The organism is Bacillus sp. Bos-x628, from assembly GCF_040500475.1.
GTDB classification, from domain to species: domain Bacteria; phylum Bacillota; class Bacilli; order Bacillales; family Bacillaceae; genus Bacillus; species Bacillus maqinnsis.
Genome location: NZ_CP159358.1, coordinates 644,499 through 667,455, shown reverse-complemented (window position 1 = coordinate 667,455; position 22,957 = coordinate 644,499). Strand labels below are relative to the sequence as shown.

General features: G+C 38.9%; 28 protein-coding genes and 1 pseudogene. 19 read left to right on the top strand and 10 right to left on the bottom strand.

Features of this window, described 5'->3' with window-relative positions; all coding sequences use genetic code 11:
• Positions 1 to 15: 15 nt before the first annotated feature.
• Positions 16 to 3,159, top strand: a complete 3,144-nt coding sequence (locus ABVJ71_RS03570) for a bifunctional cytochrome P450/NADPH--P450 reductase (protein ID WP_353855639.1) — start codon at positions 16 to 18, stop codon at positions 3,157 to 3,159.
• Between the two features lie 158 nt (positions 3,160 to 3,317).
• Here ABVJ71_RS03570 and ABVJ71_RS03565 read toward each other — a convergent pair whose 3' ends face one another.
• Together ABVJ71_RS03565 and ABVJ71_RS03560 are read right to left on the bottom strand one after the other, a co-directional pair.
• On the bottom strand, positions 3,318 to 3,467 hold the full coding sequence (locus ABVJ71_RS03565) for a hypothetical protein (RefSeq protein ID WP_353855638.1): 150 nt from the start codon (positions 3,465 to 3,467) through the stop codon (positions 3,318 to 3,320).
• Positions 3,468 to 3,652: 185 nt separating this feature from the next.
• Complete coding sequence (locus tag ABVJ71_RS03560) at positions 3,653 to 4,195, bottom strand: IseA DL-endopeptidase inhibitor family protein (RefSeq protein ID WP_353855637.1); 543 nt, start codon at positions 4,193 to 4,195, stop codon at positions 3,653 to 3,655.
• A 259-nt stretch (positions 4,196 to 4,454) separates the two neighbouring features.
• Here ABVJ71_RS03560 and ABVJ71_RS03555 point away from each other — a divergent pair, with 259 nt between their 5' ends.
• The gene (locus ABVJ71_RS03555; RefSeq protein WP_353855636.1) at positions 4,455 to 4,928 is read left to right on the top strand and encodes a hypothetical protein; all 474 of its coding nucleotides are present in this window, start codon (positions 4,455 to 4,457) and stop codon (positions 4,926 to 4,928) included.
• Positions 4,929 to 5,169: 241 nt separating this feature from the next.
• Here ABVJ71_RS03555 and lexA read toward each other — a convergent pair whose 3' ends face one another.
• The gene (gene lexA, locus ABVJ71_RS03550; RefSeq protein WP_353855635.1) at positions 5,170 to 5,790 is read right to left on the bottom strand and encodes a transcriptional repressor LexA; all 621 of its coding nucleotides are present in this window, start codon (positions 5,788 to 5,790) and stop codon (positions 5,170 to 5,172) included.
• Positions 5,791 to 5,948: 158 nt separating this feature from the next.
• Between lexA and yneA the strand changes: the two genes are divergently transcribed.
• The 6 genes from yneA to ABVJ71_RS03520 all read left to right on the top strand — a co-directional run bounded on the left by yneA (position 5,949) and on the right by ABVJ71_RS03520 (position 10,565).
• Positions 5,949 to 6,260: a cell division suppressor protein YneA gene (gene yneA, locus ABVJ71_RS03545; RefSeq protein ID WP_353856543.1), complete on the top strand. Its 312-nt coding sequence runs from the start codon at positions 5,949 to 5,951 to the stop codon at positions 6,258 to 6,260.
• 17 nt (positions 6,261 to 6,277) lie between these two features.
• Positions 6,278 to 6,925 (top strand): recombinase family protein, encoded by a 648-nt coding sequence (locus ABVJ71_RS03540; RefSeq protein WP_353855634.1) that lies wholly within the window; start codon positions 6,278 to 6,280, stop codon positions 6,923 to 6,925.
• 69 nt (positions 6,926 to 6,994) lie between these two features.
• Positions 6,995 to 7,225, top strand: coding sequence for a DUF896 domain-containing protein (locus ABVJ71_RS03535; RefSeq protein ID WP_353855633.1), 231 nt, complete (start codon positions 6,995 to 6,997; stop codon positions 7,223 to 7,225).
• A 387-nt stretch (positions 7,226 to 7,612) separates the two neighbouring features.
• Positions 7,613 to 9,616 carry a transketolase gene (gene tkt / locus ABVJ71_RS03530; protein ID WP_353855632.1) on the top strand — a complete coding sequence of 668 codons (2,004 nt, stop codon included), beginning with the start codon at positions 7,613 to 7,615 and terminating at the stop codon, positions 9,614 to 9,616.
• Between the two features lie 199 nt (positions 9,617 to 9,815).
• Entirely contained in the window at positions 9,816 to 10,262 is a 447-nt protein-coding gene (gene sirA, locus ABVJ71_RS03525) for a sporulation inhibitor of replication protein SirA (protein ID WP_353855631.1), read from the top strand.
• An 84-nt stretch (positions 10,263 to 10,346) separates the two neighbouring features.
• On the top strand, positions 10,347 to 10,565 hold the full coding sequence (locus ABVJ71_RS03520) for a YneF family protein (protein ID WP_003212379.1): 219 nt from the start codon (positions 10,347 to 10,349) through the stop codon (positions 10,563 to 10,565).
• Positions 10,566 to 10,843: 278 nt separating this feature from the next.
• Here ABVJ71_RS03520 and ABVJ71_RS03515 read toward each other — a convergent pair whose 3' ends face one another.
• Positions 10,844 to 11,011: an aspartyl-phosphate phosphatase Spo0E family protein gene (locus ABVJ71_RS03515; RefSeq protein ID WP_353856542.1), complete on the bottom strand. Its 168-nt coding sequence runs from the start codon at positions 11,009 to 11,011 to the stop codon at positions 10,844 to 10,846.
• Between the two features lie 215 nt (positions 11,012 to 11,226).
• On the opposite strand from ABVJ71_RS03515, the gene ABVJ71_RS03510 reads away from it, so the two are divergent.
• Both ABVJ71_RS03510 and ABVJ71_RS03505 read left to right on the top strand, forming a co-directional pair.
• A complete protein-coding gene (locus tag ABVJ71_RS03510) occupies positions 11,227 to 11,934 on the top strand; it encodes a cytochrome c biogenesis protein CcdA (RefSeq protein WP_353855630.1) in 708 nt (235 codons plus the stop codon).
• Between the two features lie 94 nt (positions 11,935 to 12,028).
• Positions 12,029 to 12,511: a cytochrome c biogenesis protein CcdC gene (locus tag ABVJ71_RS03505; protein WP_353855629.1), complete on the top strand. Its 483-nt coding sequence runs from the start codon at positions 12,029 to 12,031 to the stop codon at positions 12,509 to 12,511.
• 21 nt (positions 12,512 to 12,532) lie between these two features.
• Here ABVJ71_RS03505 and ABVJ71_RS03500 read toward each other — a convergent pair whose 3' ends face one another.
• The 4 genes and pseudogenes from ABVJ71_RS03500 to sspO form a co-directional block, all read right to left on the bottom strand.
• Positions 12,533 to 12,961 (bottom strand): DUF2621 domain-containing protein, encoded by a 429-nt coding sequence (locus tag ABVJ71_RS03500; protein WP_353855628.1) that lies wholly within the window; start codon positions 12,959 to 12,961, stop codon positions 12,533 to 12,535.
• Between the two features lie 258 nt (positions 12,962 to 13,219).
• Positions 13,220 to 13,621, bottom strand: coding sequence for an Hsp20/alpha crystallin family protein (locus tag ABVJ71_RS03495; RefSeq protein WP_353855627.1), 402 nt, complete (start codon positions 13,619 to 13,621; stop codon positions 13,220 to 13,222).
• A gap of 89 nt (positions 13,622 to 13,710) precedes the next feature.
• Complete coding sequence (locus ABVJ71_RS03490; protein ID WP_353855626.1) at positions 13,711 to 13,857, bottom strand: small acid-soluble spore protein P; 147 nt, start codon at positions 13,855 to 13,857, stop codon at positions 13,711 to 13,713.
• Positions 13,858 to 13,872: 15 nt separating this feature from the next.
• Positions 13,873 to 13,971, bottom strand: a pseudogene (gene sspO, locus ABVJ71_RS03485) (small acid-soluble spore protein O); the annotation flags it as partial.
• A 232-nt stretch (positions 13,972 to 14,203) separates the two neighbouring features.
• Between sspO and acnA the strand changes: the two are divergent.
• The 7 genes from acnA to ABVJ71_RS03450 all read left to right on the top strand — a co-directional run bounded on the left by acnA (position 14,204) and on the right by ABVJ71_RS03450 (position 18,992).
• Positions 14,204 to 16,936 carry an aconitate hydratase AcnA gene (acnA, locus tag ABVJ71_RS03480; RefSeq protein WP_353855625.1) on the top strand — a complete coding sequence of 911 codons (2,733 nt, stop codon included), beginning with the start codon at positions 14,204 to 14,206 and terminating at the stop codon, positions 16,934 to 16,936.
• Between the two features lie 63 nt (positions 16,937 to 16,999).
• A complete protein-coding gene (locus ABVJ71_RS03475; RefSeq protein ID WP_353855624.1) occupies positions 17,000 to 17,506 on the top strand; it encodes a TlpA disulfide reductase family protein in 507 nt (168 codons plus the stop codon).
• 68 nt (positions 17,507 to 17,574) lie between these two features.
• Positions 17,575 to 17,700, top strand: coding sequence for an FbpB family small basic protein (locus ABVJ71_RS03470; RefSeq protein WP_353855623.1), 126 nt, complete (start codon positions 17,575 to 17,577; stop codon positions 17,698 to 17,700).
• A gap of 50 nt (positions 17,701 to 17,750) precedes the next feature.
• On the top strand, positions 17,751 to 17,894 hold the full coding sequence (locus ABVJ71_RS03465) for an acid-soluble spore protein N (RefSeq protein ID WP_008357830.1): 144 nt from the start codon (positions 17,751 to 17,753) through the stop codon (positions 17,892 to 17,894).
• Positions 17,895 to 17,908: 14 nt separating this feature from the next.
• The gene (gene tlp, locus ABVJ71_RS03460; RefSeq protein WP_353855622.1) at positions 17,909 to 18,151 is read left to right on the top strand and encodes a small acid-soluble spore protein Tlp; all 243 of its coding nucleotides are present in this window, start codon (positions 17,909 to 17,911) and stop codon (positions 18,149 to 18,151) included.
• A gap of 103 nt (positions 18,152 to 18,254) precedes the next feature.
• On the top strand, positions 18,255 to 18,677 hold the full coding sequence (locus ABVJ71_RS03455) for a thioesterase family protein (RefSeq protein WP_353855621.1): 423 nt from the start codon (positions 18,255 to 18,257) through the stop codon (positions 18,675 to 18,677).
• 3 nt (positions 18,678 to 18,680) lie between these two features.
• Entirely contained in the window at positions 18,681 to 18,992 is a 312-nt protein-coding gene (locus ABVJ71_RS03450) for a hypothetical protein (RefSeq protein ID WP_353855620.1), read from the top strand.
• A gap of 36 nt (positions 18,993 to 19,028) precedes the next feature.
• Here ABVJ71_RS03450 and ABVJ71_RS03445 read toward each other — a convergent pair whose 3' ends face one another.
• Together ABVJ71_RS03445 and plsY are read right to left on the bottom strand one after the other, a co-directional pair.
• Positions 19,029 to 19,316: a HesB/YadR/YfhF family protein gene (locus ABVJ71_RS03445; protein WP_353855619.1), complete on the bottom strand. Its 288-nt coding sequence runs from the start codon at positions 19,314 to 19,316 to the stop codon at positions 19,029 to 19,031.
• 109 nt (positions 19,317 to 19,425) lie between these two features.
• Positions 19,426 to 20,007, bottom strand: a complete 582-nt coding sequence (plsY, locus tag ABVJ71_RS03440; protein WP_353855618.1) for a glycerol-3-phosphate 1-O-acyltransferase PlsY — start codon at positions 20,005 to 20,007, stop codon at positions 19,426 to 19,428.
• 155 nt (positions 20,008 to 20,162) lie between these two features.
• On the opposite strand from plsY, the gene ABVJ71_RS03435 reads away from it, so the two are divergent.
• Together ABVJ71_RS03435 and parE are read left to right on the top strand one after the other, a co-directional pair.
• Positions 20,163 to 20,576 carry a CoA-binding protein gene (locus ABVJ71_RS03435; protein WP_353855617.1) on the top strand — a complete coding sequence of 138 codons (414 nt, stop codon included), beginning with the start codon at positions 20,163 to 20,165 and terminating at the stop codon, positions 20,574 to 20,576.
• Positions 20,577 to 20,988: 412 nt separating this feature from the next.
• The gene (gene parE, locus ABVJ71_RS03430) at positions 20,989 to 22,956 is read left to right on the top strand and encodes a DNA topoisomerase IV subunit B (protein WP_353855616.1); all 1,968 of its coding nucleotides are present in this window, start codon (positions 20,989 to 20,991) and stop codon (positions 22,954 to 22,956) included.
• Position 22,957 lies beyond the last annotated feature (1 nt).

The following is a 22,957-nucleotide window of genomic DNA, read 5'->3' as shown; positions in this document are numbered from 1 at the left end:
AAAGGGAGTGGGAGCATGCATCAAACATCAATCATTCCAAAACCAAAAACATACGGACCTTTAAAAAATATTCCTCTATTAAAAAAAGGAGAGCTTTCTCAAACTTTTTGGCGTTTGGCAGATGAATTAGGGCCGATCTTCCAATTTGAATTTACCGGACAAACAAGTATTTTTGTTTCAAACCATGAACTTGTCAGCGAAGTGTGTGATGAGAGCCGCTTCGATAAATACATCGGGATCAGTCTCAACAAAGCGCGAGCATTTGCAGGAGATGGATTGTTTACTAGCTGGACAGATGAGCCAAACTGGAAAAAGGCCCATCAAATCTTGATGCCAGCCTTTAGCCAGCAGGCCATGAAGGGCTATCATCATATGATGCTGGATATTGCCACTCAGCTTATGCAAAAATGGCAAAGATCAGGTCGTGATGAGGAAATTGAAGTAACAGAGGATATGACAAAGCTCACTCTTGATACAATCGGACTATGCGGCTTTGATTTTCGATTTAACAGCTTTTACAAAGAAAAGCAGCATCCATTTATAGAAAGTATGTTAACAGGCTTAAACGAAGCGATGGATCAGTCTAGCCGATTGCCAATTGTAGATAAGATGATGATCAAAAGAAAAAAAGAATTTGAGCAAAATGTCGATTTTATGAAGCAGCTAGTAGATGACATTATTCATGAACGGAAAAAGCAAGATGAAACTGGAGATGATTTGCTGTCTCTCATGCTGCATGCAAAAGATCCTGAAACAGGTGAAAGACTGTCAGATGAAAATATCCGTTACCAGATCATTACATTCTTAATCGCTGGTCATGAAACAACAAGCGGCTTGTTATCTTTTGCGATTTATTTCTTATTAAAGAATCCAGAAGAATTAAAAAAAGCAGTTCAAGAAGCTGATGAAGTGCTACAAGGTGAATTGCCAACCTTCAAGCAGGTGCAAAAACTAAGCTATATCCGCATGGTTTTAAATGAGGCGCTTCGCCTTTGGCCAACCGCGCCCTCCTTCTCGCTTTATGCAAAAGAGGACACAGTCATCGGAGGGAAATATCCGATTGAAAAAAATCAAAGTGTCACAGTATTGATTCCAAAATTGCATCGTGATCAAACGGTGTGGGGAGAGGATGCCGAAGAATTTAAACCAGAACGTTTTATGCATCCTGAAAAGATTCCGCAGCATGCATATAAACCATTTGGGAACGGTCAGCGTGCATGTATTGGTATGCAATTTGCGCTTCATGAGGCCACCATCGTATTGGCAATGGTTCTGCATCATCTTGAGTTAATTGATCACACGTCATATGAGCTTAAAATAAAAGAATCGCTTACAATTAAACCAAATGATTTTAAAATCAAAGTGCGGCCAAGAAAGCAGCAGTTCTTTATGACGCTTCCAAAAGAGTCACCGAAAAAAAGCTCTGCATCAGCTAAAGCGACAGTACCTAGTCACGGAACGCCCCTTTTGGTGTTATACGGATCAAATCTTGGTACAGCCCAGCAAATAGCCAATGAATTTGCTGATGATGGTAAAGCAAAAGGGTTTGATGTGACGATTGCCCCACTTGATGATTATGTAGGGCAATTACCAGAGGAAGGAGCAGTTCTAATCGTTACTGCTTCTTATAACGGGTTGCCACCTGACCATGCAAAGCAATTTGTAGAATGGGTCACGCAGGATCAAGAGCGAGATCTGTCAAAAGTGACATTTGCAGTCTTTGGATGTGGTGATCGAAATTGGGCGAGCACGTATCAGCGCATTCCTCGTCTTATTGATGAAGCACTGAATAGAAAGGGAGCTAAGCGCCTTGTTGACGTAGGAGAGGGCGATGCAGGCGGCGATATGGATGAGGATAAAGAAAAATTTCAACAAGTCGTATTTGAAGAGCTTGCTAGAGAATTTGCATTGACTTTGCAAGAGAAAAGCCAAGAAAAGCCACATCTTTCATTTGCATATACGAATGAACTATTGGAACGCCCTGTAGCCAAATCGTATGGTGCTTTTTCAGCTGTTGTGTTAAAAAATGAAGAGCTGCAATCTGAAAAAAGCCCGCGTCAAACACGGCATATTGAACTGAAATTACCTCGAGGTAAACAATATAAGGAAGGGGATCACATCGGTATATTGCCTAAAAATAGTGATGCGCTAGTGCATCGTGTGATCAAACGGTTTAAGTTAGACCCGGCACAGCACATTAAGCTGTCATCTGAAAAAGAGATGAGTCATTTACCACTAGATCAGGCGATTCAAATCAGTGATTTACTAGCATCACATGTAGAGCTTCAAGAGCCGGCGACACGTACGCAACTAAGAGAACTCGCCAAACATACGGTATGCCCACCTCATCGTATTGAGCTAGAGCAGATGGCTGGAGAATTTTATCAAGAAGAAGTTTTAAAGAAACGAGTGACAATGCTTGATTTATTAGAACAATATGAAGCATGTGAACTGCCATTTGTGCATTTCTTGTCACTTTTACCAGGGTTGAAACCTCGTTATTATTCAATTTCTAGCTCACCAAAGGTAGACGAACAATTAGTCAGTATCACAGTTGCAGTTGTTAAAGGTGATGCTTGGAGTGGCCGAGGGGAATTTGCTGGAGTGGCATCAAACTATTTATGTGGAGTAAAAGAAGGCGAAGAAGTAGCTTGCTTCCTGCATGCGGCGCAGGCAGGCTTCCATTTACCGCCTGCACCAGAAATTCCTATGATCATGATCGGACCAGGAACAGGAGTTGCGCCATTTAGAGGGTTTATTCAGGCAAGAGAACAATTGCTAAATGAAGGAAAACAACTAGGTGAAGCACATCTATACTTTGGCTGCCGCCACCCAAATGAAGATGATCTGTATGATGAAGAATTGCAGCTCGCAGAACAAAAAGGAGCTGTCAGCATCCACCGGGCTTACTCTCGTTACGAGGAACATAAAGTGTATGTTCAGGACTTGATCAAAGAAGATGGAGAAATGCTCATTCATTTACTTGATCAAGGTGGATATATGTACATTTGCGGGGATGGAAAAGTCATGGCTCCCGATGTAGAAAACACGATTATAGATATTTACCAAACTGTGAAGCAGTGTTCAAAAGAAGAAGCTGAAAATTGGCTGACATCTCTTACGAATGAATATAGATATGTAAAAGATGTATGGAGCTAACAAGAAGGGGAAAAACCGTCAATTGAGAAGTGTGGCGGTTTTTTTGATGGTTTCATAGTGAAATAATTGACTGGTGAAAAGATGCAAAACACCTAATTTAAAAATGACATATTTTGTAACTCTCTCATTTCATTTGCACACGTCACATCTACGTCTGATTATGACAGGGTGACAACTGACGGAAAGGTGATATCTTCTACTCGCTTACTTGAAAGAACATCAAACTGGCGAGATGTATTTATATATGCGACACTCACAGCAGTTACCGCAACTCCATACAGTGTGCACAAAAAGTAGCATTTAGACATTGATTTATCAGATTGCTCATCAAATCTTCGCTCTCATATCATCACTTCATTTAATTGGTATTGAACGACGATTTCATGAATTAAAAGCGTTCAAATAACTGTTCAGTTTGAACATCCTTTTTATGAATTTCGTACTTTATCGCTCACCAATATAAAAAAAACAGACCTCTTAGAAGGTCTGCTTTTTATATCACAGCATCAATCTTTGTTACTTTCCAATGTTTTTGTACTTTTTCATAAGTAACAGTGCGTTTTACTTTGCGTCCATCAAGAGTCGGTACTGTGAAATCATATGTGCGAATTGTATTTTTCTTAGATACAAGTTTAGGAGTTGCTTTTTCCCAGTTTAGCAAGTTGTCGCCATCACCGACTGGAACAGCCATTTTACCTTGATGAACAATGAACTGATAGTCACTTAAACCGTGAGTGATCGCTTTTTTAGTGAAAACTTGTGATAAGTAGCTGTTTAGTTTTTTCTTTGTATCAAATGTTTTAGAAAGGTAGTTGTAAGTCATGCCTTTATAAGTAAATGTTTTTAATGTATAGTCCGGATGTTCAGTGATTTTGTAGCCTGACATAGCACTCCAAAAGTGTTCCCTTGCATCAAGTGCAATATGTAACGCTTCTTTATTCGTCAAATCGGCTGGTTTTTTGGAAGCGGCCAGTGTAGTTGTTTGTAAAGAGATCATCAGCATAACAGCAGTTAAAAAGACAAATAATTTTTTCAAGGCGGTTGCCTCCTTTTCGAATGAAAACTTCTTATGTTACAAATGTTACAATAATTACAGTGATATGACAAGTATTAAATCTAAATGTTTTTTTATTTTTTCTTTCTATCTATATAACGTATAAGCAAGAGAGAAAGTTTTCATTTTTTATTCTTACTTCGTATTTAACCGTTCTAAAGTAGAATAAAACATCTTTTGAAAAAATTTTTGTTTTGACCATTAGCACGCTTTTGGTTTATCACATATACTGTCGTGATGAATGTCTAAGAAAGTGGTGTTAAGAATGTATAATCCGTATCACAGTTTATGGAATGGATACGCATCTGACAGACAGGTTCTTGGGTTGCCTTCGTTACCCATACCTCAAGTAGGAGGGTTTCCTGTCTTACCAATTGGAGGGGGAGGGATTGGTGCAGGGCAAGGTCTGGGAGGACAGTCACCTCCGCCAGCTCCCTCGCAGAATATTCTTGCGCAGTATCAACAAGCGGTCTCACAGCCTCAAAGTATGCAGCCACTCATTTCACAACAAAGTGTAAGCGGTGGGCAGCAAACGGTTCAATTTGCTGCTGGATGTAATAGACGCTGGACCATTGTGTTCCTTCGTAATGGTCAGGTGTTTTTAATGTATGTTCTTTCTTCACAGCCATTTGGTCGTACAACTGGTTTTATATGGCCGAACTTTACATTTGGTTCTTTCCCTAGCTCAAGTATTCTCGCTTATTCTTGTTCATAAAAAAAGAAAAAGCCAGTTCTCATCAACAGTTAATTAGACTGACTTACATTTATGAATCTCTATAAAACACCTTTGGCGAAGTGAGAAAACGTGTAGACACGTTTAATGAGATATCACAATGAAGAACGGATCCAAACAAATGAGGCTACCATACACCGATAGAATTCGATGTTTTGGTAGCCTAAAAAGGTGTTTTATTCTTGTCTCAGATGACTAAGTCAGTCTACAATGCCGGCTTTTTTTAATGAATATTTCTAAATACACCAATTACTTTTCCTAGTATTCTGACATTCTGTAAAATAATTGGTTCCATAGAGGGGTTCTCTGGTTGTAATCTAAAGTGCGTGTCTTCTTTGTAAAAGCGTTTGACAGTTGCTTCATCTTCTTCTGTCATGGCTACTACAATGTCTCCATTATTGGCTGTACTTTGCTGGCGCACAATGACATAGTCCTTGTCTAAAATCCCAGCATCAATCATACTTTCTCCCATAATTTCAAGCATAAATACTTGTTCATCTGGAGCTGCAAATGTCTCAGGAAGAGGAAAGTATTCTTCTACATTCTCAACAGCAGTGATGGGCAGGCCGGCTGTTACTTTCCCGATAATAGGAACATTCATTACAGCACTCTTTGGAATATTCATTTCCTCTTCATCTAGTACTTCAATTGCTCTAGGTTTAGTAGGATCTCTTCTAATGAAACCTTTTGTTTCTAATCTAGCTAAATGTCCATGGACCGTTGAACTAGATGCTAGACCGACAGCTTCACCAATCTCGCGAACAGATGGAGGATAACCCTTGCTTTTTACTTCTTCTTTGATGAATTTCAGGATATCGAGTTGTCTTTTTGATAGCTTCGTCATCTTTTGCACCTCAAAACGTCAATTTTAAAGAAATTATAGCATGTTTTTCCTAACAGTACAAACATAGGTTCGAAAAAACGATTGACAGAAACGTTTGTTCGCATCTATAATAAGTGACAGTCAGAGCGAACACACATTCTGTTAGGAGAGATGAAATGATGAGTTTAAAAGAATCTATTATTTTTGTTGGGCTATTCTCGTTTATCGTGGGCATATTTCTCTCGCTTATTGCAGTCACAAGCCATAATGATACAAATCAATATGTTAAAATAGAAGTTCGATCAGGTGATACTCTTTGGGGCATTGCTGATCAAGTAAACGACAGCAAATCAATCGATAAAAATGCGTTTATTGACTGGGTAACCGAACACAACAATCTTGCTTCAACTGACATTCAGCCAGGAGAAATCCTTGTGATACCTGTCAAAAAAGAGCATCCTGCCGTATATGAACTTGCAACAGTACAATAGAAAGGTCGATTGAAGACATGAACGCACTGATTTATGCGAGAGTGAGTACCGTTAAAGAAGAACAAGAAACCTCACTCATGAGACAAGAAGAAGAACTTCTAGCGTTAGCTGCTATGCATCAATTGAATGTCGTCAAAGTCATTAAAGAGAAAGCAAGCGGATATGATCTAGACCGTGATGGTGTTTTTGATATGCTTGCAACGATTAAAGAGCAGTCAATAGATGCCGTTTTAATTCAAGATGAGACACGCCTAGGAAGAGGACAAGCAAAAATTGCGCTTCTTCATTGTCTATTTAAAGAGAAAGTAAAGGTATATAGCGCCTTGCATAGAGGAGAACTTGAGCTTTCAGAAGCGGATGAAATGGTCATTGAAATTGTAGGAATTGTTGAAGAATATCAACGAAAAATTCATAACCTGAAAATTAAGCGGGGAATGAAAAGAGCTGTTGAACGCGGATACCAACCCGCACTTAATTTGAAACACCGCGAACAAGCGCCTGGGCGTGAACGTATTGAAGTTCCGATATCAGAAATTGTTCGATTAAGAAAAAATAAAATGACTTTCGCCGAAATTGCCGCCACTCTTCAAGGGCTCGGTTTTGATATTTCGAAGGCAACGGTGCATAGAAGGTATCAAGAATATGAAAAGGGTCTTTCAACTTAAAGTGTGTTTTGTTGTAAAAAAGAAAGATATTTAGTAGTATGTAGAGAAAATGTTTTAAAGGAGTTTAACATGATTTCTAAAGAACAGCTTGCAAGAATTAATGAGCTTTCAAAAAAGTCGAAAGAGACCGGTTTATCAGAAGATGAAAAAACAGAACAAAGGCAATTAAGAGAAGAATATTTAAAAGCTTTTCGTTCTTCTATGAAAAATACACTCAAAACCGTGAAAATCGTTGACCCAGAAGGAAACGATGTCACACCAGAAAAATTAAAAAAAGAAAGAGATCAGAATCTCCATTAATAGGCAATGATTTCTTGTTTTTTGATAAGATGAGAAAAACATTCTCATCTTAGATTGTTCACAAAGGGCTAAAATGGTTTTTATTTTAGCCCTTTGTCATTTTTTCAGCGTGAATTGAAAACCCTTGAAGTCTAGGAAGGGCGAGCACTGGAGCAGAGCGAATGTACAATTCGTGAGCACCAGCGCACAGACCTGACAACGAATGCGAGGGTTTGTTTACACGCTGAGATGAGAAAAACATTCTCATCTTTTTATATTTGTATAAGTTTTTAAGTGATCGATAAACTAATTGTGACAATTTCCTTCATTTTTCAACGTGAAATAGTTGTGAAAAAAGGGCAGTAGATTTATGATAATGGTGTACACAAGATACGGAAGGGGATTTATATGGAAACGATTGAAATGAAATCTATTGCAACAATACGCACTCTCTCCATAGACGCAATTGAAAAAGCGAATTCCGGTCACCCTGGAATGCCGATGGGTGCTGCTCCTATGGCTTATGCTTTATGGACAAACCACTTAAACGTAAGTCCGCAAAACCCGAATTGGTTTAATAGAGACCGTTTTGTATTATCTGCTGGCCATGGTTCTATGCTGCTATATAGCATGCTTCATTTAAGCGGATACAACCTTAGCATTGATGATCTAAAACAATTCCGTCAATGGGGAAGCAAAACACCTGGTCATCCTGAATATGGACATACGGAAGGTGTAGATGCAACAACAGGCCCATTAGGACAAGGGATTGCAATGGCTGTCGGAATGGCACTTGCAGAAAGACACCTTGCTGAAACCTATAACAAAGATCACTTTAACGTTGTGGACCACTATACATACAGCATTTGTGGAGACGGTGACTTAATGGAGGGGATTTCCTCTGAAGCTGCTTCTCTTGCTGGCCATTTAGGCTTGGGCCGTTTGATTGTTCTATATGATTCAAACGATATTTCCTTAGATGGGGATTTAGATCGTTCATTCTCTGAAAATGTGAAGAACCGATTTGAAGCTATGAATTGGGAAGTCCTCTACGTGAAAGACGGGAACAACATTGAAGAGATTACAGCAGCCATTGAAAAAGCAAAACAAAGTACGGACAAACCTACATTGATTGAAGTGAAAACGACAATCGGTTTCGGATCTCCAAACCGCGCTGGAACGTCAGGAGTTCATGGCGCACCGCTTGGCAGTGAGGAAGCGAAGCTAACGAAGGAAGCTTATTCTTGGACATTTGAAGAAGATTTCCATGTACCTTCTGAAGTGTACGAACATTTCCAGACAGTAGTAAAAGAAGCTGGTCAGAAAAAAGAAGCAGCGTGGAACGAATTATTTGAGGCATATGAAAAAGAATATCCAGAGCTGGCTGCTCAGCTAAAGCTTGCGATTGAAGGAAAATTGCCTGAAAACTGGGATCAAGAAATTCCTGTTTATGAAGCAGGTTCAAGCCTTGCCTCTCGTGCATCTTCTGGTGAAGTATTAAATGGCATTGCGAAGCAAGTACCTTTCTTTATTGGCGGTTCTGCTGATCTAGCTGGATCAAATAAGACAACCATTAAAAATACTGACGACTTCAGCAAAGATAACTATGCTGGAAGAAATATTTGGTTTGGTGTCAGAGAATTTGCAATGGGTGCAGCCTTAAACGGTATGGCACTTCACGGCGGACTTCGTGTATTCGGCGGTACGTTCTTTGTCTTCTCTGATTACTTAAGACCAGCTATTCGTCTAGCAGCATTAATGGGACTTCCTGTCACATATGTATTTACTCACGATAGTATTGCAGTCGGAGAAGATGGTCCAACGCATGAACCCGTTGAGCAGCTTGCTTCACTTCGTGCGATGCCAAACCTTTCTGTAATTCGTCCTGCAGATGGAAATGAAACAGCTGCAGCGTGGAAACTTGCTGTATCATCAACGGATAAACCGACAGCTCTAGTACTTACACGTCAAAATCTTCCAACGATTGATCAAGCACCAGAAAAAGCATACGAGGGTGTCAAAAAAGGTGGATACGTGGTGGTTGAAGCAGCTGATGCACAACCTGAAGCGCTTCTACTCGCTTCAGGATCTGAAGTAGGTTTAGCGATTGAAGCGCAAAAGGCGCTTGAAAAAGAAGGCATCCGCGTTTCAGTTGTCAGCCTTCCTTCATGGGATCGTTTCGATCAACAATCTGACGCGTATAAAGAGTCTGTTCTTCCTACAGCCGTTAGAGCAAGAATTGCCATTGAAATGGGTGCTTCGCTAGGCTGGGAACGTTATACTGGTCTTGACGGTGATGTTATTGCGATTGACAAATTTGGCGCTTCTGCTCCAGGTGAAACGATTATGGAGAAATACGGATTTACTGTGAGCAATGTCGTGAGCCGAGTAAAAGCAAAGCTCAATAAATAATAGATTTTCAAGTATCATGCTTTTTTGCCCTATGTTTGCAGAGTAATTTACATAAGCTCTGCAAACTTTTTTCTTTTTTCTTGCTTTTTTGACAAAACTAGTTTCTTCTTGCTTCATATATAGACAATTCTTTCTTTCACATTTTTGTATAATACAAGCAATAAACGAGATTGACGAAATGTGAAAGGAAGGGATAGACATGGAACGTCATTATTATATTTATTGGATTGAGGAGGAATTCGCCAATCATTATTTTGGCAGAGAGTCCATCCTGTTTCATTTGTTTGAGTCGTTGCACTGGACAAATCGCAGTGAAGACGAATTAGTGTTGCTTGTGAAGCAAGTGGATTATGTGACGAAACGAATCCCTGCTTTTCATATGCACCAACGATTGATGAATAATTTAACCGACATTCACTATACCCAAATTGGTTCTATTTACAGTGCCTCATTACCAGATGGGAAAGGAACAGCTGCTTTCATTTTAAAAGATCGTTATATACAAATGTCCGCTACAGGTAGTTATGAGGCGGAAACTGTGTTTTTTGAGGTACTAAGAAAAATTAGTCCATGCTTCTTAGCAATGGATTTTGGATCAAAGAAGCATGGGTGGCTGAATCCTGTAAAAGTGAGAAATTTTGTTTAAAAAAATAAATTTGAACGTGAAATGTTGTATAATAGCCTTTTGTTTAGTACACTTTATACGAGACAACATGAAGGAGGAAGAATTATGGATTTATGGGTTGTCATCCTTGTAGGCGTTGTTGCACTGCTTGCAGGAGTTGCACTCGGATTCTTTATTGCTCGTAAGTATATGATGAGCTACTTAAAAAAGAATCCACCAATTAATGAACAAATGCTTCGAATGATGATGATGCAAATGGGCATGAAACCGTCCCAAAAGAAAATCAATCAAATGATGAAAGCCATGAACAACCAAGCGAAATAATATGTACGATATTATGATCATAGATGGAACATGGTAATATTGGATGGACAAGCTTTGTCTGGACTTTAGTATAGTCACCTTCATCAGCAGCTTAAAACCACTGAACTTGCATGAATGAAAGCAGGGAAGGTGGTTTTTATTATGGAGAAATATCTAGGCTCAAGATGAATAGAAGCGGTAAAACAAAAAACCCCCGATTTAGGGGCTTTTGTTTCGTTTATTGTCATACAAATCAATTTTTCTAAAAATCCATGCATGGTTTATATCATAAGATATAATTAATTGGTTGAATTTGAATGTATGTGTCGTTGATATTGTAAAAGGAGATGATCTAGCTGCTGGCTATGTTCAATGGTCACTGTAGAGGTCATCCCATTATGCAAGACAACTTTTAACAGCTCTTCTCTTTTTTCTTCGATTTGAGTCAATAATGATGTTTTTACCAAAGTCATGTTCCTTTCATGCAAATCTTGATAAAAAGAATCGGTTCTATTATATCCATTATAAGGTTTATTTTCAAATTTAAAGGATTCATAATCTCGATGACAAATTAAATTATATAAGGTTTTAATAGAATAAACCATCTATATTGAGATGATGTAAAAAAAATGAAATGATTTTGTCATCTCTTATTGTATAGTGTAAGAAGGAGGGGGTTCTTTTGTCAGACCTTAATTATTTTTTAACTTTTGGAGCAGGCTTTCTTTCTTTTATTTCACCGTGCTGCCTGCCGCTCTATCCAGCCTTTTTATCATATATCACTGGTGTGAGTATAGATGAATTGAAGTCAGAAAAGGTCATGTTGAGAAGAAGGAGTTTGCTTCATACACTTTTCTTTTTGATTGGTTTCTCTATTATTTTTATTGCAATTGGCTTTGGGACTTCGTTCGTCGGTTCGTTTTTTATTGAATATCATCAGGCGATTCGTCAAATTGGCGCCATTTTGATTATTTTCTTTGGTTTTATGATTCTTGGTGTGTTCCAGCCTTCTTTTCTTATGGGGGAGAAAAGGTTGCATTTCCAAAATCGTCCTGCCGGGTTTTTTGGTTCGATTCTCATAGGAATGGGATTTGCTGCTGGATGGACACCTTGCACAGGCCCCATTTTATCTGCGGTCATTACCCTTGCCGGTAACCATCCACAGTCTGCTGTTACGTATATGATCGCTTATGTATTAGGCTTTGCCATTCCGTTTTTTGTTCTATCATTTTTCATCACGAAGCTGGCTTGGATTAGAAAACGTCAGCAGCTTATCATGAGAATTGGCGGTATGATGATGATTGTGGTGGGAATTTTACTGTTTTTTGACCTTCTTACATGGATCATCATTATGTTCTCGACTTTGTTTGGTGGATTTACAGGCTTTTGAGATCGTTTTCTGCAATGGCTGCGAATGGTTTTTTTTCATCAATTGGAGTATATTATACATAGGCTGACCTTAAAGAATAAAGGAATGATTAGATATGATGATCGTGATCTCTTCTATCATTGCGGTATGTATGGCTGTGGTTGTGATGTTTATTCGCATTAAATCATCTGCAAAACCTGCAACCGCGAAAAAAATTATATTACCTCCTATTTTTATGAGCACTGGCGCACTTATGTTTTTTGTTCCTATGTTTCGCGTGACTGGGGCTGAATTTCTTGAGGCGATTACAGTGGGGATGTTTTTCTCGATCTTTTTAATTAAAACATCAAAATTTGAAATTAGAGACAATGAAATTTACTTGAAGCGGTCAAAAGCATTCGTTTTCATCTTGATTGGACTTCTCATTCTTCGTATCGGCATGAAAACGATACTAAGCTCTTCAATTGATTATGGTTCATTAAGCGGGATGTTTTGGATACTTGCCTTTGGTATGATTGTACCGTGGCGGGTGGCAATGTATTTATCCTTCAGAAAGCTGTCTAAAAAATTAGATCCACAACAGATTCAAGTGAATTAAACCTCCTTTTAAATAAGGAGGTTATTTTAATAAAGATTTATAAGGTGTATAATCGATGTTTTTCTCTTGAAGACATTTCAGCAAAAACTTATGATCGCGTTTTGGTGTAGCCATAATATACCCTCTAATGATTAAATCTAAGTTAATGCTGGCAGCCTGTTCTTTTAATGCTAGTTCTCCAATTTTTCCGGCGATTTTTTCTTTAGCGACATCCCTAAATAGCTCTGGAACGGGTAACACTAGTTCATTTAAAAGCTGTTTGTCCTCATCTCGCCATAAATGAAGGCTCTTTTGAATATATTCATCCTGCCAATCAAGCTCTGATTTACCGTCTTCTTTTGGCAATCGTTTTAAAAATTTGCGAAACATAAAAAAGCCACCGACTGCTAGTAATCCAATCATGATGGTACCCCAAAATAAAATAAACCACATAAACCAGCCGCTTAGCATGTTCTCACTCCTTATACCCCTTATCTCTATCTTATTTTACATGAATAGATGATAGAAGAAAATAACAAAAATGTATAAAGGTCTTTGCTATAAACGCCTCTTTTTCCTTGATAGATGCCCATTTACTAGAATAACCCAAACAATTCAATAGAAAAAGAATACGTTATCATATAGCGACTCTACTATTTGGCCATGGTAGTTCGCAAGGTATTGACTTGAAACGTACGGGAAAGAGCCCACCGCAATTAAGGTGGGCTTTTATTGATTGAAGTGAGTCATTTGAAAGGAAAATATGCCTTCTTGTTGAACAGTATATTTTTTAATTTTGATCGAAAAAATCTGGTTTTCATAATCTGTGTCAATTTCTTTATCATTCAAGTAAAAGGGGAGCATCATGCTCTTTTCAATGAGATGTTCCTCCTCGTCATTTGTCTGATGAGCAGCATAGGCTAAAATGAGTTCATGACCAGCAAAAGTCAGCTTTAATTTATTGATTGACAAGGAGGATAAATCCATTTCAATAATATATTCACAGCTTGTTTCATAAAGATCAATTGGAAGCTGTTCATCATACCAAGCAAATGGATCGTCCATTAATAAATTGAGCCAATCATCTATCTCAATAAAATCAGAGGAATTCGATTGCTTTTTATTATCCATAAACACTCCTCCATCACATCTCATATTAAATCATATGATGACAATTGAAATGTGTGAAAGACCTAAAACATTCCGTTTGGTAATGGGGTTTACATATCATGTTGCGTGTTATGCTTTTGTCTTGAGTGGTTACGATTTTTTACTTTTTTACTGCCGGATAATGGTTCTGGCTGCCCGCTATGATGCTCCTTTGGGGAGTTTTGACGGATGTCTTTACCTGTTTTTTTATTTGTCAAGATGATACTCCTTTCTTATTGATTTTTTTTACGTTTTTTATTGTTTTGCCTTTGTTCTTCTGTTAAGACGAGCTGATCATTTTCGATAGAACCTGCACCTTTTCCTTGGCTTTTCGTTTTGTCATTATTATCACCTCACTTGTAGTATGATCCTGATCACTTTGGTTTATGAAGAGAGCATTCATATTCCTTGTGATAAGATAAACTTATTGAATTTAATAAAAGCATTGTTATTTACTTATGTATGAATTTGTTTTAAGATGAAATTGTGAGAAAATTGTGGTGAAATACGACGATTTTTCTGAGAATTGAATTGATCTTGATCATCAAAAGGGGGATTTTGGACATGTCGAAACAGCAGCAAGTCGCTAAACAAGACGCTTTTCAATCTAGAAAAACGTTTTCGGCAAATGGGAAGACTTATCACTATTATTCGTTAGAAGCACTTGAAAAACAAGGAATCGGAAATGTTTCTAAATTGCCTTATTCCATTAAGGTGCTGTTAGAATCAGTGCTTCGCCAAGTAGACGGTAAAGTGATCAAAAAGGAGCACGTTGAAAACTTGGCAAAATGGGGAACTGCCGAGGTAAAAGATATTGATGTTCCATTTAAACCATCACGTGTTATTTTACAAGATTTCACGGGTGTACCAGCCGTCGTTGACCTTGCTTCTTTAAGAAAAGCAATGGCTGATGTCGGTGGAGACCCAGATAAAATTAACCCTGAAATTCCAGTTGACCTTGTCATTGACCACTCTGTACAAGTCGATAAAGCTGGAACTGAAGACGCATTAAACTTTAACATGGATTTGGAATTTGAACGTAATGCAGAGCGTTATAACTTCCTTAGCTGGGCAAAGAAAGCGTTTAATAACTATCAAGCTGTTCCGCCTGCAACAGGTATTGTTCACCAAGTTAACTTAGAGTATCTTGCAAGTGTTGTTCATGCGGTTGAAGAAGATGGTGAGATCATCACATACCCAGACACACTGGTTGGGACTGACTCTCATACAACAATGATCAACGGCATTGGCGTTCTTGGCTGGGGCGTTGGCGGTATCGAAGCTGAAGCGGGTATGCTCGGTCAGCCTTCTTATTTCCCAGTGCCAGAAGTAATTGGTGCAAAACTAGTCGGCGAGCTTCCAAACGGAACAACAGCAACTGACTTAGCACTAAAAGTAACACAAGTATTGCGTGAAAAAGGTGTAGTAAACAAGTTTGTTGAATTCTTTGGACCAGGTGTAGCACAGTTGCCATTAGCTGATCGTGCAACAATTGCAAACATGGCTCCTGAATATGGTGCTACTTGCGGTTTCTTCCCGGTAGATGCTGAAGCACTTGCATACCTGCGTCTAACTGGTCGTGATGAAGAGCAAATTAATATCGTTGAAGAATATTCGCGCGCAAACGGACTATTCTATACACCAGATGCTGAAGAACCAATTTTTACTGACATCGTGGAAATTGACCTTTCTAAAATTGAGTCAAACTTGTCTGGACCAAAACGTCCACAGGATTTGATTCCACTTTCTAAAATGAAAGATACATTCCATAAACAACTTGTCAGTCCAGCAGGTAACCAAGGGTTTGGTTTAGACAAATCAGAGTTAGATAAACAAATCGAGTTCAATCTTCAAAACGGTGAAAAAGCTGTCATGAAGACGGGAGCAATTGCGATTGCAGCAATCACTAGCTGTACAAATACGTCTAACCCATACGTGCTAGTCGGTGCAGGTCTTGTTGCGAAAAAAGCAAGTGAACTTGGCATGAAAGTGCCAAATTACGTGAAAACATCACTTGCGCCAGGTTCTAAGGTCGTCACAGGATATCTTAAGAATTCAGGCCTTCTTCCATATCTGAAAAATCTCGGTTTTAATATTGTAGGTTATGGCTGTACGACATGTATTGGGAACTCTGGTCCACTTGAAAAAGAAATCGAAGAGGCTGTGGCAGAAAATGATCTGCTCATCACGTCTGTTTTATCAGGAAACCGTAACTTTGAAGGTCGTATTCATCCGCTTGTCAAAGGTAACTACCTAGCATCTCCACCATTAGTTGTGGCTTATGCACTTGCTGGTACAGTTGATATTGATTTAACGAAAGACCCTATCGGTGTTGATAAAAACGGTGAAAATGTGTATTTCAATGACATTTGGCCGACAATGGATGAAATCAACAGTGTGGTGAAGAGCACAGTCACACCTGAACTTTTCCGTTCAGAATATGAAACTGTTTTTGACAGCAATGAGCGTTGGAATGAAATTAAAACAACAGATGACGCTCTCTATAAATGGGATGAAGACTCAACATATATTGCGAATCCGCCATTCTTTGAAAACCTATCCGTTGAGCCTGGTAAAGTTGAACCGCTAAAAGGCTTGCGCGTCGTTGCTAAGTTCGGCGATTCTGTGACAACTGACCATATTTCTCCTGCTGGAGCAATTGGTAAGGATACACCTGCAGGGAAATACTTGCAAGAAAGAGGCGTTTCGCCTAGAGACTTTAACTCATACGGATCTCGCCGTGGCAACCATCATGTCATGATGAGAGGTACATTTGCAAACATCCGTATCAAGAACCAAATTGCACCAGGAACTGAGGGCGGATATACAACTTATTGGCCAACTGGTGAAGTGACATCAATCTATGATGCATGCATGCGTTATAAAGAAGATGGAACGGGTCTAGCGATCCTAGCAGGTAAAGATTATGGAATGGGTTCTTCACGTGACTGGGCTGCAAAAGGAACAAAACTTCTCGGTATTAAATTTGTTCTTGCTGAAAGCTTTGAACGTATTCATAGAAGTAACCTTGTGTTCATGGGTGTACTTCCTTTACAGTTTAAAGATGGGGAAAGTGCAGACACTTACGGACTAACAGGAACGGAAACATTTGAAGTAGATGTGGACGAAACAGTTCGTCCGCGTGATTTGGTCACTGTGAGAGCAATTGATGCAGATGGCAATGTAAAAACTTTTGAAGTCATAGTACGCTTTGACAGTGAAGTAGAAATCGACTACTATCGCCATGGTGGTATCCTTCAAATGGTACTGCGCGAAAAATTGGCAAACAAATCATGAAACGAAAGAAGAGAAGGCACTCGAAAGCTTTCTCTTCTTTTTTAAAATAGTGGAGGATCAATCATGTGGAAAAAAGTGATGGCAAGCGCTGTTTTACTTGTGTTGATTGGTTTACTTGCGTGGAATTTATTTGGAGAGAAAGAGCCAGCAATTGGTCTGGAAAAAGGGGACCAAGCCCCTGATTTTGAATTAGAAACACTTGATGGTAAAACAGTATCGTTGTCTGATTATCGCGGGAAAAAGGTGCTCATCAATTTTTGGGCCACATGGTGTAAACCATGCAGAACGGAAATGCCAGATCTAGATGCGATCAGAAGTGAGAATGATCAAGTCGAAGTACTAGCGGTGAATTTGACCACGACTGAAAAGAGTGTGGAACATGTCGCAGCATTCAGAGATGAATTAAAACTGAGCTTTCCTGTTTTATTGGACCAAAAAGGCATTCAAGCGAGGTATCAGGTGCTATCGTATCCAACAACATACATATTAGATGAAAAAGGACGTATCATGTCTGTGAAGCATCAAATGCTGTCAAAAAAAGAAATAAAAGCAGAGCTGGGTCTGTCATGACTCAGCTCTGTTGCTTATTTTCTAAAATTTTTGGCAAAAATGTAATTAAAACAATGGAGGTGAGCGGTATGAAAAGAAGAAAGAGACGTACATTTGAAGAGCTAGTGCTTGAAAATAAAAAAGAATTACTAAGCAATAAGGAATTTTTAAACCAGCTTGAAGAAAAGTTGGAAGAACGTTTTAGACAGAAATAAGTGTTGATTTGCCTCATTTCGTTCATCCTAAAATAGAGGAGGGGTGAAAGATGGGTAGAGAGCATGATAAACAGGCACAATTTACACCGGACCATTTAGGGACAAAACCAGTGGCGTATAAGCGCAATAAAGGCAAAAAGATGCATAATAAATCGAATGAACAGCCTGATGTGATACAAACAAAAGGGGAATAACAGGAGGAATAGAAATGAGTGATACATCATATAAATCTCATCCAGATGACCGCTCTGACAATGTTGAGAAGCTGCAAGATATAATCGAGAACAGCCTCAAAAATATTGATGAATCTGAAGCAGCTATGGCTTTTTCAACAGAAGAAGACCAAAAGATAATTAAGCAAAAAAATGAAAACCGCCAAGCAAGTATTGAAGCAATGCGTAATGAGATAAAGGAAGAAGAGGCGGCAAGGAAAAATGGATTTACTGAATAAACCAGGGATTCCTGGTTTATTTTATTGCCTCTTTTTAGAAGAATCTTTTGGAGTGTGGTAAAATGGCAGAGAACTTACGTTTCGATAGGAGAGCGATGAAAACGTGTATGTATCTAAAAAAGAAATAGAAGTCCGGTACGCAGAAACAGATCAAATGGGTATCGTCTATCATGCTAATTACTTAGTCTGGATGGAAGTCGGCAGAACAGCGTTGATTAAAGAACTTGGATTTTCTTATGCACAACTGGAGGCAGATGGTGTGCTTGCACCTGTGATAGATCTTCAGGTTCAATATAAAAAACCATTGCTCTATGGTGAAACAGCTACAGTAAATACGTGGATTGAAGAGTACAATGGCGTGAAAATCGTGTATGGCTATGAAATTCAAAAACCTGATGGACAAACGGCCATCACAGGTACAACCTCCCATATTTGTGTTGATAAAGAAACTTTTAGACCCATTCAATTCAGAAAAGCATTTCCGGCATGGCATAAAGTATACGAACAGTCGAAGAAGCAGGCTTAATTCATGGCATTTGGTATAAAACGAAAAGACTTGAACGCATGGAAATCGGCTGTTCAAAGGGGTGAAATTGCCTTTCTTACGCATTATTGGCTAGATGACCGTTTTCCAAATGCTAATACTGTGACAAAGGCGGCCTGTCAGGATATGAAGCAATTAATTGAGTGGGGAGAAAGGCATGGATTAAAAAAAGAATGGATTCATGTCCGAGATGGCTTCCCTCACTTTGATCTTATTGGAGATGTTCAAATAAGAATACTGAAAAAAGAGCGTTCCTTAGGACACATTCAGGCGTATGGACTGCATATAGACGTATAAAACAAAAAAGATACCCGAGGGATGAGGTATCTTTTGTTATTCATAATGAAACTCTGGTTCTTTTACTGAATCGTTGTAATCAATATGCAGATCATGGTTGTCAAAATACCAAATATCACTTTCCTCAATAAAGAAGGTGATGCCTTCTATTTCAAAAACTGCGCCGGCATTTTGAGGTTCATCTTTTGAAACGCCAAGAGAAAAGCCTTTTTGTACATTACTGCAACCGCCATATCTCACAAAAAAGCGAACATGATCACCTTTTTCTAAATTTAGCTCGTCTTTGTACCATCTCAGTGCATCATCTTTCATCGTTAATTTCAATGTGATCGCCCCTTTTTGAAGTGATGCTGTTTTCCAAAAATGCAGGATGCAAAAAAACAGCTTTTCCTTTTCCTGTAGTTGTACCACGTATTCATGCCATTCAAACGGCTTAGAGCCATTTAATTTTCGGTTCAGTTTTATTGATAATTCGCTTGAGGTTGGCGATGTGTCTGTAGATTACAAAGCCAGCAAGAACGGCAACAACAATAATTAAGAACAGATCTTTAGTGAAAATACTGTAAATGAATGTATAAATCCCAGTCAGGATAGATGATAACGATACATATTTAGTCATGTATAAAAATAAGAAAAAAGCAGCGATCATCGTAATAAATAGAACTGGGGCATAAAATAGCAACACGCCGCCTGACGTAGCAACTGCTTTTCCTCCTTTAAATTTTGCAAATATAGGAAAGCTGTGACCAAGGACAGCAGTCACTCCTGCTAATAAGGGATGGATATCTAGATGCATGAAAAACGGTAATGCTGAAGCAAGTGTGCCCTTTAAAATATCGGCTGTAATGACGATAGAGCCTGCTTTCACCCCAAGTGTACGAAATGCATTCGTTGCACCTAAGTTCCCGCTGCCATGTTCTCGGATATCAATTCCCTTTGCAGCTTTCCCGACAATGAGACCTGATGGAATACTGCCGAGAAGATAAGCCAAAATAAACATCAAAGCAATTAACATCTGCATTACTCCTTTATATTTCTCCCTCTTGTCTTACATTTTAACATGTTCTTAAGAAAAACATGGGGATCTTTTTTTGAAAAGATAGAAGGCAATGATTTCAGCTTTGTTTTTAAGAAGAAAATTCGCTAAAATAGAAGAAAGGGAGTGACTGGATGAATTATCCTAACAAACATGAAATTGGTCGTATTTTAAACAGCAGCAGACGAATTGCTGTTGTCGGTTTATCAGATCAGCCGCACCGCACTTCTTATATGGTCTCAAAAGCAATGCAGGATGCTGGTTATGAAATCATCCCGGTCAATCCAACGATTGATCAAGCACTTGGTGTAAAAGCGGTTGCCTCGTTAAAAGAAATAAAGGAGCCAGTTGATATCGTGAATGTCTTTAGGCGTTCAGAATATTTGCCACAGGTCGCAGAAGAATTTATTGAAATTGATGCACCCGTTTTTTGGGCACAGCAAGGAATATATCACGAAGAAGCAAAAAGGCTGATTGAGGAAAATGGAAAGATTGCCATCATGGATTTATGCATCAAGGTTGCACATGCAATGACAAAAACTCATTAATTCGTCAAAAATCCTTGGTTTTTCAAGGATTTTTGCTTTGTTGTATAAGAAATATATTTGCGATTCTTGAAGAAAGCGATAAAATAAGGCGACAGGGACATACCGTTGATCTTGCACATAGAGAAAAGGAGCGATCAAATAACATTAGAACATCTGTTCTTTTATAAAAAACATCATTTGATTGTATTTGGCTTATGAAACAGTCTTGTTTATAATGGACATCTAGTTCAGGTTGCTGAACAAAGGGATTATTCATCCTCATGCAGAAGAGCATGTATGAGATGAAGCACACGCATGGTGGTGATGCAGCTTATTAAAATGAACTGTAATGAGCAGCATGATCATCATGAAAATCTAAAGAATCATTTGATGATTAGCCGGTTATGTTTGGTAGTGAAAGGGGATTAAGCATTTGGTTAAAAAACAGCAAGTAGATTATAACGATGATTCTATTCAGGTGTTAGAAGGACTTGAAGCTGTCCGTAAACGTCCTGGTATGTATATTGGATCAACGGATACACGCGGTCTTCATCACCTTGTCTATGAGATTGTAGACAACTCTGTCGATGAAGTGCTCGCTGGCTATGGAGATCATATCATTGTCAAAATACATAAAGATAACAGCATATCAGTTCAAGATAAAGGACGAGGAATGCCAACTGGTATGCATAAGCTCGGAAAACCAACACCTGAAATCATTTTAACTGTCCTGCACGCAGGTGGAAAATTTGGTCAAGGCGGATATAAAACAAGTGGAGGACTTCACGGTGTGGGGGCTTCTGTTGTAAACGCACTATCAGAATGGCTCACTGTGACGATTGAACGTGATGGCTTTATTTATCATCAGCGCTTTGAAAACGGCGGAAAGCCTGTTACATCACTTGAAAAAATCGGAAAGACGAAAAAAACTGGTACATTGATTCACTTTAAGCCAGATCCGACGGTTTTTAGCTCGACCACATATAATTTCGATACATTATCTGAGCGTTTGAGAGAATCAGCCTTTTTACTTAAAGGGCTGAAAATTGAGCTTATAGATGAAAGACATGATGTAAAAGAAACCTTTTATTATGAGAATGGAATTGAAGCATTCGTTGCTTATTTAAATGAGGAAAAAGATGTGCTTTGCGAAGTGGTCTCTTTTGAGGGAGAGCATCAGTCCATCGAAGTGGATTTTGCTTTTCAATTTAATGATGGATATTCAGAGAATATCCTCTCGTTTGTCAATAACGTCAGAACAAAAGACGGTGGTACACACGAGTCCGGTGCAAAAACAGCGATGACGAGAGCCTTTAATGAATATGCGCGCAAAGTAGCCCTGTTAAAAGAAAAAGACAAGAATTTAGAAGGCACTGATATTCGAGAAGGACTGTCTGCCATTATTTCCGTCAGAATTCCTGAAGAGCTGCTCCAATTTGAAGGACAAACAAAAGGAAAGCTTGGGACAAGTGAAGCCAGATCAGCGGTTGATGCAGTCATTTCTGAAAAACTTGCTTATTTCCTTGAAGAAAACCGGGAAACGGCGACTCTTCTTGTGAAAAAGGCCATGAAAGCGCAGCAGGCAAGAGAAGCTGCACGAAAAGCAAGAGAAGAAGCGAGAAGCGGCAAGAAACGAAAAAAGTCCGAAGCCACGTTAAGCGGAAAATTGACGCCTGCCCAATCCAGAAACCCTGCAAGGAATGAACTTTACTTAGTAGAAGGTGACTCAGCAGGCGGATCAGCAAAGCAAGGGCGTGACCGGAAGTTCCAAGCGGTGCTGCCACTGCGCGGGAAGGTCATTAATACAGAAAAGGCCAAGCTTGCTGACATATTTAAAAATGAAGAGATCAATACAATTATCCATGCAATCGGTGGTGGTGTGGGTGTCGATTTTAATGTAGAAGACATTAATTATGACAAAATTATCATCATGACAGATGCTGATACAGATGGAGCCCATATACAAGTACTTCTATTAACGTTCTTTTATCGTTATATGAAGCCGCTCATCGAGCATGGGAAAGTATTTATTGCGCTTCCGCCATTATATAAAGTCAGCAAAGGAACAGGCAAAAAAGAAATCATTGAGTATGCATGGTCTGATGAAGAAATGGATGACGTGCTTAAGAAGGTTGGAAAAGGTTACACCATCCAGCGTTATAAAGGATTAGGTGAAATGAATGCCGACCAGCTATGGGAAACGACAATGAATCCAGAATCCAGAACACTTGTCAGAGTGAAAATTGATGATGCTGCACGAGTAGAGCGCCGCGTCACAACACTTATGGGTGATAAAGTAGAGCCACGTCGAAAATGGATTGAAAAGAATGTCGCCTTTGGACTTGATGAGGAAAGCAACATTCTTGAAAATGAAAACTTGTCGCTAGCTGAGGAGGTATAAA

What these genes read in the sequence shown, in the direction of transcription:
- ABVJ71_RS03570 (WP_353855639.1), top strand. Translation starts at nt 16, where the DNA reads ATGCATCAAACATCAATCATTCCAAAACCAAAAACATACGGACCTTTA.
- ABVJ71_RS03565 (WP_353855638.1), bottom strand. Translation starts at nt 3,467, where the DNA reads ATGTCTAAATGCTACTTTTTGTGCACACTGTATGGAGTTGCGGTAACT.
- ABVJ71_RS03555 (WP_353855636.1), top strand. Translation starts at nt 4,455, where the DNA reads ATGTCTAAGAAAGTGGTGTTAAGAATGTATAATCCGTATCACAGTTTA.
- lexA (WP_353855635.1), bottom strand. Translation starts at nt 5,790, where the DNA reads ATGACGAAGCTATCAAAAAGACAACTCGATATCCTGAAATTCATCAAA.
- yneA (WP_353856543.1), top strand. Translation starts at nt 5,949, where the DNA reads ATGAGTTTAAAAGAATCTATTATTTTTGTTGGGCTATTCTCGTTTATC.
- ABVJ71_RS03540 (WP_353855634.1), top strand. Translation starts at nt 6,278, where the DNA reads ATGAACGCACTGATTTATGCGAGAGTGAGTACCGTTAAAGAAGAACAA.
- ABVJ71_RS03535 (WP_353855633.1), top strand. Translation starts at nt 6,995, where the DNA reads ATGATTTCTAAAGAACAGCTTGCAAGAATTAATGAGCTTTCAAAAAAG.
- tkt (WP_353855632.1), top strand. Translation starts at nt 7,613, where the DNA reads ATGGAAACGATTGAAATGAAATCTATTGCAACAATACGCACTCTCTCC.
- sirA (WP_353855631.1), top strand. Translation starts at nt 9,816, where the DNA reads ATGGAACGTCATTATTATATTTATTGGATTGAGGAGGAATTCGCCAAT.
- ABVJ71_RS03520 (WP_003212379.1), top strand. Translation starts at nt 10,347, where the DNA reads ATGGATTTATGGGTTGTCATCCTTGTAGGCGTTGTTGCACTGCTTGCA.
- ABVJ71_RS03505 (WP_353855629.1), top strand. Translation starts at nt 12,029, where the DNA reads ATGATGATCGTGATCTCTTCTATCATTGCGGTATGTATGGCTGTGGTT.
- ABVJ71_RS03500 (WP_353855628.1), bottom strand. Translation starts at nt 12,961, where the DNA reads ATGCTAAGCGGCTGGTTTATGTGGTTTATTTTATTTTGGGGTACCATC.
- ABVJ71_RS03495 (WP_353855627.1), bottom strand. Translation starts at nt 13,621, where the DNA reads ATGGATAATAAAAAGCAATCGAATTCCTCTGATTTTATTGAGATAGAT.
- acnA (WP_353855625.1), top strand. Translation starts at nt 14,204, where the DNA reads ATGTCGAAACAGCAGCAAGTCGCTAAACAAGACGCTTTTCAATCTAGA.
- ABVJ71_RS03475 (WP_353855624.1), top strand. Translation starts at nt 17,000, where the DNA reads ATGTGGAAAAAAGTGATGGCAAGCGCTGTTTTACTTGTGTTGATTGGT.
- ABVJ71_RS03470 (WP_353855623.1), top strand. Translation starts at nt 17,575, where the DNA reads ATGAAAAGAAGAAAGAGACGTACATTTGAAGAGCTAGTGCTTGAAAAT.
- ABVJ71_RS03465 (WP_008357830.1), top strand. Translation starts at nt 17,751, where the DNA reads ATGGGTAGAGAGCATGATAAACAGGCACAATTTACACCGGACCATTTA.
- tlp (WP_353855622.1), top strand. Translation starts at nt 17,909, where the DNA reads ATGAGTGATACATCATATAAATCTCATCCAGATGACCGCTCTGACAAT.
- ABVJ71_RS03450 (WP_353855620.1), top strand. Translation starts at nt 18,681, where the DNA reads ATGGCATTTGGTATAAAACGAAAAGACTTGAACGCATGGAAATCGGCT.
- plsY (WP_353855618.1), bottom strand. Translation starts at nt 20,007, where the DNA reads ATGTTAATTGCTTTGATGTTTATTTTGGCTTATCTTCTCGGCAGTATT.
- ABVJ71_RS03435 (WP_353855617.1), top strand. Translation starts at nt 20,163, where the DNA reads ATGAATTATCCTAACAAACATGAAATTGGTCGTATTTTAAACAGCAGC.